Annotated in this window: 12 protein-coding genes; 5 read left to right on the top strand and 7 right to left on the bottom strand. The window is 70.4% G+C overall.

What is annotated here, in order from left to right; genetic code table 11:
- The first annotated feature begins 379 nt into the window (after nt 1-379).
- Nucleotides 380-847 carry a transglycosylase SLT domain-containing protein gene (locus OHA03_RS19350; protein ID WP_267005075.1) on the top strand — a complete coding sequence of 156 codons (468 nt, stop codon included), beginning with the start codon at nt 380-382 and terminating at the stop codon, nt 845-847.
- A gap of 268 nt (nt 848-1,115) precedes the next feature.
- Here the strand turns inward: OHA03_RS19350 and OHA03_RS19345 are convergent, their stop codons facing one another.
- The 3 genes from OHA03_RS19345 to OHA03_RS19335 are packed head-to-tail and all read right to left on the bottom strand — an operon-like array spanning nt 1,116 to nt 4,236.
- Nucleotides 1,116-1,946 (bottom strand): sugar phosphate isomerase/epimerase, encoded by an 831-nt coding sequence (locus OHA03_RS19345; RefSeq protein WP_267005074.1) that lies wholly within the window; start codon nt 1,944-1,946, stop codon nt 1,116-1,118.
- The gene (locus OHA03_RS19340; protein WP_267005073.1) at nt 1,943-3,088 is read right to left on the bottom strand and encodes a dihydrodipicolinate synthase family protein; all 1,146 of its coding nucleotides are present in this window, start codon (nt 3,086-3,088) and stop codon (nt 1,943-1,945) included. The genes OHA03_RS19345 and OHA03_RS19340 overlap by 4 nt, the downstream gene beginning before the upstream one ends.
- The gene (locus OHA03_RS19335) at nt 3,085-4,236 is read right to left on the bottom strand and encodes a Gfo/Idh/MocA family protein (RefSeq protein WP_267005072.1); all 1,152 of its coding nucleotides are present in this window, start codon (nt 4,234-4,236) and stop codon (nt 3,085-3,087) included. The genes OHA03_RS19340 and OHA03_RS19335 overlap by 4 nt, the downstream gene beginning before the upstream one ends.
- Nucleotides 4,237-4,343: 107 nt before the next feature.
- Here OHA03_RS19335 and OHA03_RS19330 point away from each other — a divergent pair, with 107 nt between their 5' ends.
- Both OHA03_RS19330 and OHA03_RS19325 read left to right on the top strand, forming a co-directional pair.
- Entirely contained in the window at nt 4,344-5,408 is a 1,065-nt protein-coding gene (locus tag OHA03_RS19330) for a LacI family DNA-binding transcriptional regulator (RefSeq protein WP_267005071.1), read from the top strand.
- A 121-nt stretch (nt 5,409-5,529) separates the two neighbouring features.
- The gene (locus OHA03_RS19325; RefSeq protein WP_267005070.1) at nt 5,530-6,318 is read left to right on the top strand and encodes a sugar phosphate isomerase/epimerase; all 789 of its coding nucleotides are present in this window, start codon (nt 5,530-5,532) and stop codon (nt 6,316-6,318) included.
- A 10-nt stretch (nt 6,319-6,328) separates the two neighbouring features.
- Here OHA03_RS19325 and OHA03_RS19320 read toward each other — a convergent pair whose 3' ends face one another.
- Nucleotides 6,329-7,237: an EamA family transporter gene (locus OHA03_RS19320; RefSeq protein ID WP_267005069.1), complete on the bottom strand. Its 909-nt coding sequence runs from the start codon at nt 7,235-7,237 to the stop codon at nt 6,329-6,331.
- 100 nt (nt 7,238-7,337) lie between these two features.
- Between OHA03_RS19320 and OHA03_RS19315 the strand changes: the two genes are divergently transcribed.
- Nucleotides 7,338-8,246, top strand: a complete 909-nt coding sequence (locus OHA03_RS19315) for a LysR family transcriptional regulator (RefSeq protein WP_267005068.1) — start codon at nt 7,338-7,340, stop codon at nt 8,244-8,246.
- Nucleotides 8,247-8,462: 216 nt separating this feature from the next.
- Entirely contained in the window at nt 8,463-10,289 is a 1,827-nt protein-coding gene (locus OHA03_RS19310) for a glycoside hydrolase family 3 protein (protein ID WP_267005067.1), read from the top strand.
- Between the two features lie 75 nt (nt 10,290-10,364).
- Here OHA03_RS19310 and OHA03_RS19305 read toward each other — a convergent pair whose 3' ends face one another.
- From OHA03_RS19305 to OHA03_RS19295, 3 genes are all read right to left on the bottom strand, one after another.
- Entirely contained in the window at nt 10,365-11,855 is a 1,491-nt protein-coding gene (locus tag OHA03_RS19305) for a S28 family serine protease (protein ID WP_267005066.1), read from the bottom strand.
- Nucleotides 11,856-11,950: 95 nt separating this feature from the next.
- Nucleotides 11,951-12,388 (bottom strand): hypothetical protein, encoded by a 438-nt coding sequence (locus tag OHA03_RS19300; protein WP_267008097.1) that lies wholly within the window; start codon nt 12,386-12,388, stop codon nt 11,951-11,953.
- A gap of 277 nt (nt 12,389-12,665) precedes the next feature.
- Entirely contained in the window at nt 12,666-16,406 is a 3,741-nt protein-coding gene (locus tag OHA03_RS19295) for an ABC transporter ATP-binding protein (protein WP_267005065.1), read from the bottom strand.
- Nucleotides 16,407-16,464: the final 58 nt, after the last annotated feature.

Genomic DNA, 16,464 nt, shown 5'->3' with positions numbered 1-16,464 from the left:
GGGCCCCTCCCTCGCCGCCGGTCGCGCGCCCAGGACTGGCTCCCCCGGCCGCCCCGAATGGGCCGACGGATTTTTATTACGCCCCGTTTCCATTCATTACACGTGGACGAATAGCAGGCTTTCTTCGTGTGGTGCGGGACCGATATACCCATGTCCGTTTTAGTCCGATTTGACTCTTCTGTCGTGTGATGTGGGTGATATGACGCGCATCACCATGATGCGACTTAGTAGGACAAAAAGCCCGCTCTGTGGCCTGTTTGCGGCAATTTTATCCACTGTTGCCCATCCCTGTACGTATTCCGATAGTAAGGAGGGTCATTGACCGGAAGTTTGAACTCGCTTAACAATTCTTGGCATCCCCACGGGAGAGGTAATTCCGATGCAGATCTCCGCGATGTCCAAGAAGTTCGCTCACATGACCCAGATCAAGAAGATCACGCTGGGCATGGTCACCGCCGGTACCGCGATCGCGGCCTGCACCGTCGCCGGTGCTCCGGCCGCCTCGGCCGCCACCCCCGCCCAGTCCACCGGCAACGTCAGCACCTGGATCAACCAGTCGCTGGAGATCATGCAGGCCAAGGGCATCCCGGGCTCCTACAACGGCATCTACCGCAACCTGATGCGCGAGTCGAGCGGCAACCCGAACGCCATCAACAACTGGGACTCCAACGCCGCCAAGGGCATCCCGTCCAAGGGCCTGCTCCAGGTCATCGACCCGACCTTCAAGACGTACCACGTCCCCGGCACCTCGTGGAACATCTACGACCCGGTCGCCAACATCACCGCCGCCTGCAACTACGCGGCCCACCGCTACGGCTCGATAGACAACGTCAACTCGGCCTACTGATCAGCCGGCGCCGAAGCCGGTCCTGACGGCTACCGAACCGGCCCGGTCCGGGCCGGCCGGTTGCAGGAGACGAACGGAACAGGCCCGGTAAAGCGAAATGGGGCCCGGTCGAAGACCGGGCCCCTCTCGCTTTCCCCCACCCTCATCAGGGCTTCCCGATCCCCCCGGATCCCTCCCCGGAAGCGCCCGACGCAAGATACGACCGGGCAGGCCACCAAAGGGTTGCACGCCTTTGCGATCTCTTTGCCCGACCGCCTCGCACCCGCTCTCAGCAGGCGTGCTCGACGTACCGGGCCGCGACCTCCGCGAGAACTTCGGCGCCGTCCCGCGCCCACAGGCCCTCGTTGAAGATCTCCACCTCGATCGGACCGGTGAAGCCGGTGGCCTCGACCATCTCGCGGAATGCGCGGAAGTCGACGCTTCCGTCGCCGAGTTGACCCCGTCCGACCAGTACGCCCGCCGGGAGCGGGGTGATCCAGTCCGCCAGCTGGAACGAGTGGATACGGCCGTCCGCACCGGCCCGGGCGATCTGTGCGGCTGCCTGGTCGTCCCACCAGATGTGGTACGTGTCGACGACCACGCCTACCTGCTCCGCCGGAAAGCGCTCGGCGATGTCCAGGGCCTGGGACAGGGTGGAGACGACGCAACGGTCCGAGGCGAACATCGGGTGCAGCGGTTCGATCGCCAGGCGGACGCCTTGCTCCTGTGCGTACGGGCCCAGCTCGGCGAGCGCTTCCGCGATGCGTTCGCGGGCGCCGTGGAGGTCGCGGCTGCCTGCCGGGAGGCCGCCGGAGACCAGGACCAGGGTGTCGGTGGACAGGGACGCAGCCTCGTCGATCGCGGCGCGGTTGTCGTCCAGGGCGCGGGCCCGTTCGGCCGGGTCGAGTGCGGTGAAGAAGCCGCCCCTGCAGAGGCTGGTGACGGAGATCCCGGCGTCGGCGAGGAGTTGGGCGGTGCGCCCGACTCCGTACTCCTGGACAGGGGCCCGCCACAGCCCGACCTTGTCGATGCCCGCCTTGACGCAGCCCTCGGTGAGCTCGGGCAGCGACCACTGCTTGACGGTCTCCTGGTTGATGCTCAGACGCGACAGGTCCGTCACCGGACACCTCCGTTGACCGTGAGCAGGGCGCGCATCCGGGATTCGGCCAACTCCGGGTCGGGGAACAGGCCCAGCCGGTCGGCAAGTTCGTACGCCTTCGTCAGGTGCGGCAGCGAGCGGGCGGACTGGAGGCCGCCCACCATCGTGAAGTGGTCCTGGTGGCCGGCCAGCCAGGCGAGGAAGACCACGCCCGTCTTGTAGAAGCGGGTGGGCGTCCGGAACAGGTGCCGGGACAACTCGACCGTCGGGTCGAGGAGTTCACGAAAGCCCTGGACGTCCCCGGTGTCCAGGACGCGCACCGCGTGGGCGGCCAGCGGACCGAGCGGGTCGAAGATGCCGAGCAGCGCGTGGCTGAAGCCGCGGTCGTCGCCCGCGATCAGCTCGGGGTAGTTGAAGTCGTCGCCGGTGTAGCAGCGCACCCCGCTGGGAAGGCGGCGGCGTACGTCGATCTCGCGCTCGGCGTCGAGGAGCGAGATCTTGATGCCGTCGACCTTGTCCGGGTGTTCCGCGATGACCTTCAGGAACGTGTCGGTGGCGGCGTCGAGGTCCGTCGAACCCCAGTAGCCCTCCAGAGCCGGGTCGAACATCGGGCCGAGCCAGTGCAGGACGACCGGCTCCGAGGCCTGGCGCAGCAGGTGTGCGTACGTTTCCAGGTAGTCCTCGGGGCCGTTCGCCGCGGCGGCGAGGGCGCGGGACGCCATCAGGATGGCCTGGGCTCCGCTCTCCTCGACCAGGGCGAGCTGTTCCTCGTACGCGGCCTTCACCTCGGCGAGCGTGGCCGGGCCTACGGGGAGCTGGTCGGTGCCGACGCCGCAGGCGATCCGGCCGCCGACCGTCTTCGCCTCGGCGGCGGAGCGGCGGATCAGCTCGGCGGCGCCCGCCCAGTCCAGGCCCATGCCGCGCTGGGCCGTGTCCATGGCTTCGGCAACCCCGAGACCGTGCGACCAAAGGTGGCGACGGAAGGCGAGGGTGGCGTCCCAGTCGACGGCAGCGGGGCCGTCGGGGCTGACGTCGGCGTACGGGTCGGCGACGACATGCGCGGCGGAGAAGACCGTACGGGAGGCGAGCGGTGACCCGCCCGGGGCGAGGTCGAGCGGGGTGGTGCGGGGTTCGTACGGGCCCTGCGGGAGGTCGATCGTCACAGCGTCAGCTCCGGTACGTCGAGGCGCCGGCCCTCGGCGGAGGACTTGAGCCCGAGCTCGGCGAGCTGCACGCCTCGGGCGCCGGCCATCAGGTCCCAGGTGTACGGCTCGTCGAGCACGATGTGGCGCAGGAAGAGCTCCCACTGGGCCTTGAAGCCGTTGTCGAAGACGGCGTTGTCGGGGACTTCCTGCCACTGGTCGCGGAACGACTCGGTGACCGGGAGATCGGGGTTCCAGACCGGCTTGGGGGTGGCCGAGCGGTGCTGGACACGGCAGTTGCGAAGCCCGGCGACGGCGGAGCCGTGGGTTCCGTCGACCTGGAACTCGACGAGCTCGTCGCGGTTGACGCGCACGGCCCAGGAGGAGTTGATCTGGGCGACGGCACCGCTCGCCAGCTGGAAGATGCCGTAGGCGGCGTCGTCGGCGGTGGCGGCGTACGGCTTCCCCTGCTCGTCCCAGCGCTGCGGGATGTGCGTCTGGACGTGCGCCTGGACGGTCTTGACCTGCCCGAACAGCTCGTGGAGTACGTACTCCCAGTGCGGGAACATGTCGACGACGATGCCGCCGCCGTCCTCGGCCCGGTAGTTCCAGGACGGGCGCTGGGCCTCCTGCCAGTCGCCCTCGAAGACCCAGTAGCCGAACTCGCCGCGCACGGAGAGGATCTCGCCGAAGAAGCCGCCGTCGATGAGGCGCTTCAGCTTCAGCAGACCCGGCAGGAAGATCTTGTCCTGGACGACACCATGCTTTATCCCGGCGTCGCGGGCGAGGCGGGCCAGCTCCAGGGCGCCCCCGACGTCCGTCGCGGTGGGCTTCTCGGTGTAGATGTGCTTGCCCGCGGCGATCGCCTTCTTGATCGCGTCGACGCGGGCCGAGGTGACCTGGGCGTCGAAGTAGATCTCGATCGACTCGTCCGCGAGGACCGCGTCGACGTCGGTCGACCACTCGGTCAGACCGTGCCGGTCGGCGAGTTCCTCCAGCGCGTGGGCGCGGCGGCCGACGAGGACGGGTTCGGGCCACAGCACCTCGCCGTCGCCGAGGTCGAGGCCGCCCTGCTCGCGGATCGCGAGGATCGAGCGCACCAGGTGCTGCCGGTACCCCATGCGCCCCGTGACGCCGTTCATGGCGATGCGCACTGTCCTGCGTGTCACGAAGTTCCTCCATACAGCCGTAGCAAGCGCTTTCTATGCGGTATGACGCTAGCCTGCCGACAGCGGCCCGGACAAGAGGGCCCGGTCCAAAACCCTCGGAGGAAGCGATGACAGTCACCCTGGCGGATGTGGCGGCTCGCGCCCGGGTGTCGCCCGCCACCGTTTCCCGCGTGCTCAACGGCAACTACCCGGTCGCGGCGTCCACCCGGGAGCGGGTGCTGCGCGCCGTGGACGACCTCGACTACGTACTGAACGGACCGGCCAGCTCGCTCGCCGCCGCCACGTCCGACCTGGTCGGCATCCTGGTCAACGACATCGCCGACCCGTTCTTCGGAATCATGGCCGGGGCGGCGCAGACCGAGATCGGCGGGCCGGGCGACGGCTCCGGGCGGGCCGGGGGCGAGAAGCTCGCCGTCATCTGCAACACCGGCGGCTCCCCCGAACGCGAACTCACCTACCTCACCCTGCTCCAGCGCCAGCGCGCCGCAGCCGTCATCCTCACCGGCGGCGCCGTGGAGGACCCGGCGCACCAGGCCGCGATGAACGCGAAGCTGGCGAAACTCGCGGACGCGGGAACCCGGGTGGTGCTGTGCGGGCGGCCCCCGCTGCCGGAGGGCGAGGCGATCGTGGCGGCGCTCGCCTTCGACAACCAGGGCGGTGGCCGGCGCCTCACCGAGCATCTGCTCTCTCTCGGTCACCGGCGGATCGGCTATGTCGCGGGCCCCCTGGAGCGGACGACGACCCGGCACCGGCTGGAAGGTCACCGCGAGGCGATGCAGGATGCCGGGCTGGGTGGCGACGAGGAGCGCCTCACCGTGCACGGACCGTACGACCGCCGGTCCGGCTACGACGCGACGCTCGAACTCCTGCGCCGCGAACCGGAGGTGACGGCCATCGTCGCCGCCAACGACACGGTGGCCCTGGGCGCGAGCGCGGCGATCCGGGACCGCGGCTTCCGCATCCCCGAGGACATCTCCGTGGCAGGCTTCGACGACCTGCCGTTCTCGGTGGACGCGGTCCCGGCGCTGACGACCGTACGGCTGCCGCTGTTCGAGGCGGGGGCACGGGCGGGCCGGCTGGCGATGGGCAAGGAGACACCGCCGCCGGGGGGCATCGCGACGATCGCGGCGGAGCTGATGGTCCGGGGGTCGACGGCGCCGCCTCGGAAGTGACCCGGCCGGGTTCCGCCGCCGGGTCGGGGGTACCCGTACTGCGTGCCGTGGGCCGATGATGTGCGGGCCGCTGTCCGGTCCGTACGGCGCAGGGGCACGTACCGACGGAAGGAAAACGCACGTGAAGCTCGCTTTCTCGACCCTCGGAGTGCCGGGGATGCCGGTCTCCGACGTCATCCGGCTCGCCGTCGAGCACGGCTATCAGGGGGTGGAGCTGCGCGCCCACCCGGAGGAGCCGGTGCACCCGGGGCTCTCGCCGGCCGAACGCGCCGACGTGGCCGATGAGTTCAAGCGGGGCGGCGTCGAGATCCTGACCGTCGCCGGGTACGTCCGGGTCGCCGCCGAGGGGGACGACCAGCCGGTGCTGGACGAGCTCGCCGGCCTGGTGGAGCTGGCACGGGATCTCGGCGCGTCGAATGTCCGGGTCTTCCCCGGGGGTGGCGGGCTGGACCTGGACACGGCCGATGCGAACGCCGCCCGTCGGCTGGGCGCCGCCGCTCCGTACGCCGCCGATCTGGGCGTACGGATCCTCCTGGAGACCCATGACTCGCACCGGGCCGGGGCCGCCGTGGCCCGTGTCGTGGGGACGGTCGGACACCGGCAGGTCGGTGCGCTGTGGGACATCATGCACACCTGGCTGGCCGGCGAGGAGCCGGCCGCGAGCCATGCGGTTCTCGCTCCGCACCTGGGATACGTACAGGTGAAGGACATCGCGTCGGCGGACGATATGACTCCGCTGCCCCTCGGGGCCGGGGTGCTGCCGCTCCGGGCGTGCCTGGACACCCTGGACCCGGACAGCTGGGTCTGCTGGGAGTACGAGAAGCGCTGGCACCCAGGTGCGGCCGACCTGCCCGGGCTACTGAGCGCGGGACGCGACCATCTGCTGAGGCTGGGCGCGCCGAAGGAGTAGGTGCCCGGTTTCAGGCACCCGCCGGCTGCGGTTCCGCGGTCTCCGTCGTCGCGGGACGCGGCCGGCGCGTCCCCGCCAGAGATGTCAGCGCCACCCCGCCCACCAGCAGCGCCGCCGCGCACCACCGCAGCGGGCTCACCGACTCGTCGAGCAGCAGCGCCGCCGATGACATCCCGAAGACCGGCACGAGCAGGGTGAACGGCGCCACGGACGACGCCGGGTAGTGACGCAGCAGGAAGCCCCACGCCCCGAAGCCGAAGACCGTCGTGATCCAGGCGACGTACACGATGATGCCGACACCGCTCCAGTCCAGCGCGGCCAGCGCGTCGGCGTCACGGTCCCAGCCTTCGAAGAGGAGGGAGAGGCCGAGCAGCGGCAGTACGGGCACGGTCGAGACCCACACCATGAAGTTGAGGGAGTCCGGCGGGGCGGCCTTGCGGGTCAGGACGTTGGACACGCCCCAGCAGGCCGCCGCCGCGATCACCAGGACGAAGGCGAGCACGGGGCCGCTCGCGCCCTCGTCGACCGCCGCCACCCCGATGCCCGCGAGGGCCACCGCCATCCCCAGCACCCTGGCCCTGCCCGGTCGTTCGCCGAGCGCCAGCGCCGCGAACAGGGCCGTGAAGACCGCCTGGACCTGCAGCACCAGGGAGGAGAGCCCGGCGGGCATCCCCCGGTCCATGCCGATGAAGAGCAGCCCGAACTTCGCCACTCCGAGGACGAGTCCGACGCCCACGATCCACTTCCAGGCGACCTTGGGGCGTCCGACGAAGAACACCGCGGGCAGGGCGGCGACCAGGAAGCGCAGGGCGGAGAAGAGCAGCGGCGGGAAGTGCCCGAGACCGACCTCGATGACGACGAAGTTGACACCCCAGACGGCAGCCACCAGGGCGGCCAGGGCTATGTGAAGGGGACGCATGAACCGAGAATCACCTGCCCGGACCATGTAGCACCAGCGCGGATTTCTTCATGGTGGAATTGAGCATCGCTAATGAATCGGCAAGGTCCGGGAGGTTCCGGTGCTCGATCTGTCCCGACTGCGCGCCCTGCACGCCATCTCCGTCCACGGCTCCGTCGCGGGCGCCGCGGCAGCTCTCGGCTACACCCCGTCGGCGGTCTCCCAGCAGATCACCAAGCTGGAGCGGGAGACCCGCACGACACTGCTGGAACGGCGCGGTCGCGGTGTCGCGCTCACCGAGGAGGCACTCCATCTCGCCGCCACCGCCCAGCAGTTGCTGGCGATCGTGGAGCGTGCCGAGACGACGCTGGAGGAGCGTCGGGGGCTGCCCACCGGGCGGCTGTCGATCGGCGCCTTCGCCTCCGCGGCGCGCGGGCTGCTGCCCGGTGTGCTGACCGAGCTGGAGCGGGACCACCCTGCTCTGGACGTCCGGCTGACCGAGGTCGATCCGCATCTGTCCGTCGATCTGGTGGCCAAGGGCGTGATCGACCTGGCGGTCGCGCACGACTGGGACATCGCCCCGCTGCCTGCCCCGGAGGGCGTGGCGCAGGCGGTGATCGGCGACGACCGGTGCGATCTGCTGGTGCCCGAGGGCCACCGGCTCGCCGGGCGGGACGCGGTGCGGCGCGAGGAGCTGGCGAAGGAGCGGTGGATCTGCCAGCCGCCGGGGACGGTCTGCCACGACTGGCTCGTACGGACGCTGCGGGCGGCGGGTTACGAGCCGGACATCCGGCACCAGGCGGAGGAGAACCACACCCAGTTGGCACTGCTCGCCGCCGGTCTCGGCGTCGCGATGATCCCGCGGCTGGGGCGCGGGCCGCTGCCGGCCGGGGTGGTGGCGGTGCGGCTCGATCCCGTGCCGGTGCGGAGGCTGTACGCGGTGTGGCGCACGGAGGCGGCTCGGCGGCCGGCGATCACGGCGGCGGTGACGGCCCTTCAGGGGCGGGGAGCGAGGGTGGGGCTGGTGTAGGGGTCGGGCCTGTGCGGGGGTGCGGGTGAAAGGGGCGCGGGGGAAAGGGGCGCGGGGGAAAGGAGTGCGCGGGATGCGGCCCGCGCCTGTCCTCGTTCGCCGGATGGGCCCAGTTCGGGCTGTCCTCTTGACCGGTAGTTACTTTCTGGATATCCGTGACCATTGGAAGTTTCTTTCACCATCCCCTCGTCACCGAGAACGGCCGAAGGAGCTCACGTGCACCACCGCACCTCCAGACGCACCCTCCTCACCGCCACCGCCGCGACTGTCGCAGCGGCCGCGACCGGCGCGGTCTCCGCCCCCGGCGCCGCCGCCTCCGTTTCCTCCTCCGCCTCCACCACCGAGCGCCTCAAGCAGCTCATCTCCAGGATGAGCCTGGAGGAGAAGGTCGGCCAGCTCTTCGTGATGCGGGTGTACGGGCACTCCGCCACCGAACCCGACCAGGCCGACATCGACGCCAACCTGGCCGAGATCGGGGTCCGTACCGCCGCCGAGTTGATCGCCAAGTACCACGTCGGCGGCATCATCTACTTCGCCTGGGCGCACAACACCCGTGACCCGCACCAGATCGCCGACCTCTCCAACGGCATCCAGCGCGCCGGTCTCGCCGGCCCCACTCCCCTGCCGCTTCTCATCTCCACCGACCAGGAGCACGGCATCGTCTGCCGCGTCGGCGAGCCCGCCACGCTGATGCCGGGCGCGATGGCGCTGGGTGCGGGCGGTTCGTCCTCCGACGCCCGCCGGGCCGGGAAGATCGCAGGCACCGAGCTGGCCGCGATCGGCATCAACCAGAACTACGCCCCGGACGCCGATGTCAATGTCAACCCGGCCAACCCGGTCATCGGCGTACGCTCCTTCGGCGCCCATCCGCCCGCCGTGGCCGCGATGGTCGCCGCCCAGGTGAAGGGGTATCAGGCCGCCGGGATCGCCTCGACGGCCAAACACTTCCCCGGCCACGGTGACACGAACACCGACAGCCACACCGGCCTGCCGTACATCCACCACACCCGCGAGCAGTGGGCCGAGCTGGACTCCCCGCCGTTCCGGGCCGCGATCGCCGCCGGCATCGACGCGATCATGACCGCGCACATCGTCGTCCCCGCTCTCGACCCGGCCGAGGACCCGGCCACACTGTCCCGGCCGATCCTCACCGGCATCCTGCGCGAGGAGCTCGGTTACGACGGTGTCGTGGTCACGGACTCGCTCGGCATGGAGGGCGTACGGACGAAGTACGGCGACGAACGCGTGCCCGTCCTGGCCCTGCAGGCGGGCGTGGACCAGCTGCTGAACCCGCCGAACCTCGATGTCTCCTGGAACGCGCTCCTCGCGGCCGTGAAGAGCGGCGAGGTCAGTGAGGCCCGGATCGAGGAATCGATCCTGCGCATCCTGCGGCTGAAGACGAAGCTGGGGCTGTTCGACGACCCGTTCGTCACCCACCGCGGCGTGGACCGTGCCGTCGGCACCCGGGCGCACCTCGCCGCCGCCGACCGCATCGCCGAGCACACCACCACCCTGCTCACCAACAACGGTGCGGTGCTGCCGCTGTCCCGCCGCTCCCACAAGAACCTTCTGGTGGTCGGCGCCGATCCGGCCTCCCCGTCCGGCACCACAGGGCCGCCGACCACCACCCTCGCCACCGCCTTCGGTGAACTGGGTTACGCGGCGACCGCCCTGTCCACCGGCACCGCACCCTCCCAGGCGAAGATCGCCGAGGCGGTGGCGGCCGCGCAGGGCAAGGACGCGGTGATCGTGGGGACGTACAACGTCTCGGCGACCAATTCGCAGCGCACCCTGGTCGGCGCTCTCGTGGCGACCGGCGTTCCGGTGATCACGCTCGCGATCCGCAACCCGTACGACATCGCCCAACTGCCCGCCCACGCGGCGAGCCTGGCCGCCTACTCCTGGACGGATGTCGAACTGCGGGCGGCCGCCAGGGTGATCGCGGGTCGCGCCGAACCGCAGGGCAGGCTGCCGGTCCCGGTCCAGCGGGCGGGTGACCCGACGCAGGTGCTGTACCCGGTCGGCTACGGGCTGACGTACTGACGGAAGGGAGTGCGCACGTGCCGGGCCCGAACCGCGGCGGTTCGGGCCCGGCACTCATCACGTCGTGCCGGCCTGTTACGGCCGCAGCGCGGGGCCCTGCCTGCGCTCGCTCGTCACGTCCTTCTTGTCGAGGCGCGCGTCGTACGGAGCGAGCGGCTTCGCCTTCGCCGGGTCCGACTGCACGGCGGCCGGGGCGACGCCCGCCCAGCGCAGAATGGCCGCGGTGGCGTTCGCCTTCTCGTCGGCGGCGAGACCGGCCACATTGGAGCCGTGGTTGCCGCCCGCCACCGTGTAGACGTAGCTGTCACGGGCGCCCGCACCGAGGCGGAAGCGCTCCGCGCCCCACGGGTCGTTCTCCCCGTACACGTACAGCATGTGGTGGGCGTGGTGCTTCACCCAGCTGTCGACGTCACGCATCACCGACGGCTGGAACTTCATCGGGATGGAGCGCGGCACGAAGTTGCGCGGCGGCTGGTACCCGTACCGGCTGAGGTTGCCGAGCCACGGCTGCTCGATGTCCGGCGAGCCGAGCTGGGTGCCCGCCTGGTAGTAGTACGGCGTGTACGTGTTCAGGCCCTGGTCCACGTAGGCGGAGAAGCCGGAGATGCCGTCGATCGAGTCCCAGATCGCCTGGTCGGGGGCGGTCTTGGCGTCGGCCGGGATGGAATCGCAGTCGGCGAGCAGGCTGTACTGCCAGAACGCCCAGACGTAGTCCATGACGACGGCTTCGTACGCCTTGTCGAGCGAGCCGACGGTGTTGAAGGTGTAGCCGTTCTGGTCGGCGTACTCCTTGTACTTCTTCTCCAGCGGCTCGCGGCGTATCAGCGCCTCGCGCTGCACACCGTTCAGCCGGTCGCGGCACTCCTCGGTGCCGACGTTCCGGAAGAACCGGTCGTACGCCGAGTCCTCCTTGTTGACCACGTCGTTCGGCGCGACGTACGCGACGACGCCGTCCATGTCCTTGGGGTAGAAGCGCTCGAAGTACGTGGCGGTCATGCCGCCCTTCGAGCCACCGGTGGTCAGCCAGTTCTTGGAGTAGATCTGCTTCAGCGCGGTGAAGACGCGGTGCTGGTCGCTGGCGGCCTGCCAGATGTCGAGCTTCGACCAGTCGGCGGGTGCCGGACGGGACGGGGTGAAGAAGCGATACTCCAGCGAGACCTGGTTGCCGTCGATGATCCGGGTCGGCTCGGAGCGGCTGGGGTTCGTGGAGACGTTGTAGCCGCTGGTGTAGAAGACCGTCGGGCGGGACGTGTCCTTGTGCAGCAGGGTGATCCGCTGCTGGAACGTGCCCTTGGACGGATGCCGGTGGTCGATCGGCTGGGTGTAGTTGAGGACGAAGTAGCGGTAGCCCGCGTACGGCTTCTCCTCGATCAGACTCATTCCCGGGATGGCCAGGATGCGGTCCTTGATGTCCGTGCTCGTACCGCTGTCACTGCCCGCAGCGGCCTGGGCGGACTCCAACGCGGCCGGTTCAGCGGCGGTAGCCGCATCGACCGAGGCACCCGTCGCAGTCACGGTACCTATGAGCACCGCCAGCGACAGGAAACCTCTGAGCGCCTTGCGCATACACCCTCCCCTTGATTCACAACATTCGTCGTGAACCTAGCGGGGGCAACACCCGGCCCGCCAGACCCTGTTGTCCCGGCGTCAGGCAGGCGGCGTCAGCAGAGGATCCAGCCCGTGGAGCGCGATGTCCCGGAGACCGAGCCCGCGGCTCGTATGCATCGGTGCAGCGCGGGCACCGTCACCGGGCCTGCCTGCGTGGTGTATCTGCCGCTGTCGCCGACGGGCCGGGCACCGCGTGCCTGCAGCTGGACGGAGATCGGGCGGCGCTTGCCCGGCTTCTTGGCGACGGTGACTGCGCAGGCGTAGGCGCGGCTCCTGTAGACGCGCAGCTCGCCGGTCGCGAACTTCACCGTCTTCGCGGGCCGTCCGCCGCACGCCGACACGGCGTCGGCGCTGCTCGCCCCGGTACCGCCGAGGACCAGGCCGACGGCGCTCACCAGCGCCAGGACGAGCAGCTGCACCAGGGCCTGCCGCCCCCCGCCGCCGCTCCCCCTTGTTGCCCTTCCGGTTCCTCTGATCTCCAGCAGACCCATCACCCCAGCCACCCCATCCGCCCCATCGAACACACTCGCTCAAACGTGCCACATACGCGTACATGCGTACGACGCGAGAGGTCATCCGGAGGTTGCACCCGGCGAGCTACGCATCTCGCCTTCAAGGTCACCGCGGGCGACAGCGGCGCCGGACACACCTGGTCGAAGGTGCGGCTCACCCGGAGCGGCGGCAAGCACCCCACATACACCTGTCTGACGGTTCAGTCGGACCTGCGGACCGGCAAGATCTCAGGAATCCGCTGAGAACCGCCCCGGGTCAGACCCCCGCGGGCTCGTCCTCCCCGATGAAGGTCCGCCACAGCACGGCGTAATGCCCTTCCTCGGCGAGGAGTTCGTCGTGCGTGCCGTCCTCGACGACCCGGCCGTGGTCCATCACCACGACCCGGTCGGCGCGGGCGGCCGTGGTCAGCCGGTGGGCGACGACGAGGGTGGTGCGGCGGCCGGTGAGCCGGTCGGTCGCCTGGTTGACCAGGGCCTCGCTGGCGAGGTCCAGGGAGGCGGTCGCCTCGTCGAGCAGCAGGATGTCCGGGTCGACCAGTTCGGCGCGGGCGAGTGCGATCAGCTGGCGCTGGCCGGCCGAGAGGTTGCGGCCCCGCTCGGCGACCTCGTGCAGATAGCCGCCGTCCAGCGTGGCGATCATGTCGTGGGCACCGACCGCCCGGGCCGCGGCCTCCACCTGTGCATCGGTGGCGTCCGGCCGCCCGTAGGCGATGGCGTCGCGGACCGTACCCGCGAAGAGGTAGGCCTCCTGCGGTACGACGCCGAGCCGGTGCCGGTACGCGGTGAGGTCGAGGCGGCGCAGATCGGTGCCGTCCGCCGTGACCCGGCCGCCCGTCGGGTCGTAGAACCGGGCGACGAGCTTGACGAGGGTGGACTTCCCGGCGCCGGTCTCGCCGACGAACGCGACGGTCTGGCCGGCCGGGATCCGCAGGTCGATGCCGGTGAGGGCCTCTTCCTCGTCGTCGCCGGCGCCGTACGCGAAGGTCACGTTCTCGAACGCGATCTCGCCGCGCAGCGACAGCACGTCCAGCGGCTCCGCGGAGTCGGCGGTGGAGGTCGGCTCCCGGAGGAGTTCCTGGATGCGGCCGAGCGAGACGGTGGCCTGCTGGTAGCCGTCGAAGACCTGGGAGAGCTGCTGCACGGGCGCGAAGAACAGGTCGATGTAGAGCAGATACGCGACGAGCGCACCGGTGGTGAGGGTGCCGTTGTCGACCCGGCCCGCGCCCACGATCAGAACGGCGGCCGCGGCCACCGACGACAGCAGCTGCACGAACGGGAAGTAGACCGAGATCAGCCACTGGCCGCGTACCCGGGCCTCGCGGTAGTGGTCGCTGCGGTCGGCGAACCGTTCGGCGCCGTCCCGCTCGCGGCGGAACGCCTGCACGATCCGGAGCCCGGAGACGGACTCCTGGAGATCGGCGTTGACGACGCTGATCCGCTCACGGGCCAGTTCGTACGCCTTGACGCTCTTGCGGCGGAAGAAGAACGTACCGATGACCAGCACCGGAAGCGTCGCGAAGACGACGAGTGCAAGCTCCACGTCGAGGACGAGCAGCACGACCATGATGCCGAAGAACGTGACGACCGAGACGAAGGCCGTGACCAGACCGGTCTGCAGGAACGTGGACAGCGCGTCGATGTCCGTCGTCATCCGGGTCATGATGCGGCCGGTCAGCTCGCGCTCGTAGTAGTCGAGGCCGAGCCGCTGGAGCTGCGCGAAGATCTTCAGCCGCAGTGAGTAGAGCACCCGTTCGCCGGTGCGGCCCGTCATCCGGGTCTCGCCGATCTGCGCGGCCCACTGCGCCAGCACGACGAGCAGGGCGATCGCGGAGGCCGCCCAGACCGCGCCGAGCGCCATCTGCGTGACGCCCTGGTCGATGCCGTGCCGGATCAGCACCGGCAGGATCAGGCTCATGCCCGCGTCGACGGCGACGAGTGTCAGGCTCACCAGCAGGGGAAGGCCGAAGCCGTGCAGCAGCCGGCGCAGCCCGTACGACTCCTCGGCGCGCACGGCGCGCGCCTCGTCGATGTCCGGGATGTCGGTGGCCGGGGGCAGCGCCTCGACCTGGGCGAGCAGCTCGGGGGTGGCGGGCATGCCGGCGGCGCCGGTGTCACGCGGCTCCTCCTTGCGGACCCACAGCCCGGGGCTGATGCCGCGCTCGGCGTCGAAGTCGGCTTCCAGCTCCTCCTGGAGCGCCCGGTCGTCCTCGACGGCCGTGTCCGCCAGGACCGGCTGGTGGCCCGGGGAGGTGCCGCCCAGCTCGTCCGGGTCGGTGAGCAGACGCCGGTAGAGCGGGGAGCGGCGCTCCAGCTCCTCGTGCGTACCGATGTCAGCGAGGCGGCCCTCCTCCAGGACGGCGATCCGGTCGGCGAGGCCGAGGGTGGAGCGGCGGTGGGCGATCAGCAGGGTCGTGCGGCCCGCCATCACCTGCGCCAGGGCCTCGTGGATCTCGTGCTCGACGCGGGCGTCGACGGCCGAGGTGGCGTCGTCGAGGAGAAGCAGCCGGGGGTCGGTGAGGATCGCGCGGGCGAGCGCGACGCGCTGCCGCTGGCCGCCGGAGAGGGTCAGGCCGTGCTCGCCGACCTTGGTGTCGTAGCCGAGGGGCAGATCGGCGATGAAACGGTCCGCCTGGGCGGCGCGGGCGGCCTGCTCGATCTGGTCCTGGGTGGCGTCCGGGTGTCCGTACGCGATGTTGGCGCGGACCGTGTCGGAGAAGAGGAAGCTGTCTTCCGGTACGAGGCCGATAGCGGCCCGCAGCGAGTCCTGGGTGAGCTCGCGGACGTCGTGGCCGCCGACCAGGACGGCGCCGTGCGAAACGTCGTAGAAGCGGGGCAGCAGCAGGGAGACGGTGGACTTCCCGCTGCCGGAGGCACCGACGACGGCGACGGTCTCACCGGGCTCGATGGTCAGCGAGAACCCGTCGAGGACCGGCCGCTCGGGGTCGTACCCGAACCGCACGTCGTCGAACTCGACGCTCGCGGGGGCGTCCGCCGGGAGCTCCACCGTGCCGTCCTGCATGGTGGGCTCGGTGTCGATCAGTTCGAGTACGCGCTCCACACCGGCGCGGGCCTGCTGCCCGACCGTGAGCACCATGGCGAGCATCCGGACCGGCCCGACGAGCTGGGCGAGATAGGTGGAGAACGCCACGAACGTACCGAGGGTGATCTCGCCGCGGGTGGCGAGCCAGCCGCCGAGCGCCAGCATCGCGACCTGGCCGAGCGCGGGGACGGCCTGGAGGGCGGGGGTGTACCTGGCGTTCAGCCGGATGGTGCGCAGCCGCCCGGCGAACAGCTTCCGCCCGACCTCGCGCAGCTTGCCGGTCTCCTGCTCCTCCTGCCCGAACCCCTTGACGACCCGGACCCCGGAGACGGCCCCGTCGACGACTCCGGCGACTGCGGCGGCCTGGCCCTGGGCGTACCAGGTGGCGGGGAAGAGCCGGGAGCGGGAGCGGCGGGCGATGTACCAGAGGGCGGGGGCGACGGCGATCGCGACCAGTGTCAGCAGCGGGGAGAGCCACGCCATGATGACCAGGGAGATGAGGAAGAGCAGCACGTTCCCGATGGTCATCGGGAGCATGAACAGAAGCCCCTGGATCAGCTGAAGGTCGCTGGTGGCGCGCCCGACGACCTGCCCGGTGGACAGCTCGTCCTGCCGCTTCCCGTCGAGCCGGGTGAGCGTCCCGTACATCTCGGTACGCAGATCGTGCTGTACGTCGAGGGCGAGCCGGCCGCCGTAGTAGCGGCGGATGTACGTCGATATGTACACCAGCACGGCCGCGGCGATCAGGAGGCCGGTCCAGACTCCGAGGGAGCGGGTGTGGTTGCCGACGACATCGTCGATGATCACCTTGGTGATCAGCGGGACGAGTGCCAGCACGGCCATCCCGGCGAGCGACGAGCCGAGTGCCAGCAGCACATTGCGCCGGTAGCGCCATGCGTAGCCGCCCAGCCGCCGGGCCCAGCCCCGCCGCTCCGCGTCCGTGCCTGCGTCCGTCACCGGTGCCTCCCGTTCGACCTGATCTACCGGAAGGCACCAACGCGGTCAGCTGCGGATT

Source organism: Streptomyces sp. NBC_00154, assembly GCF_026342835.1.
GTDB lineage: Bacteria > Actinomycetota > Actinomycetes > Streptomycetales > Streptomycetaceae > Streptomyces.
This window is presented reverse-complemented; position numbering and strand designations above follow the sequence as displayed.

What these genes read in the sequence shown, in the direction of transcription:
- OHA03_RS19350 (WP_267005075.1), top strand. Translation starts at nt 380, where the DNA reads ATGCAGATCTCCGCGATGTCCAAGAAGTTCGCTCACATGACCCAGATC.
- OHA03_RS19330 (WP_267005071.1), top strand. Translation starts at nt 4,344, where the DNA reads ATGACAGTCACCCTGGCGGATGTGGCGGCTCGCGCCCGGGTGTCGCCC.
- OHA03_RS19320 (WP_267005069.1), bottom strand. Translation starts at nt 7,237, where the DNA reads ATGCGTCCCCTTCACATAGCCCTGGCCGCCCTGGTGGCTGCCGTCTGG.
- OHA03_RS19305 (WP_267005066.1), bottom strand. Translation starts at nt 11,855, where the DNA reads ATGCGCAAGGCGCTCAGAGGTTTCCTGTCGCTGGCGGTGCTCATAGGT.
- OHA03_RS19300 (WP_267008097.1), bottom strand. Translation starts at nt 12,388, where the DNA reads ATGGGTCTGCTGGAGATCAGAGGAACCGGAAGGGCAACAAGGGGGAGC.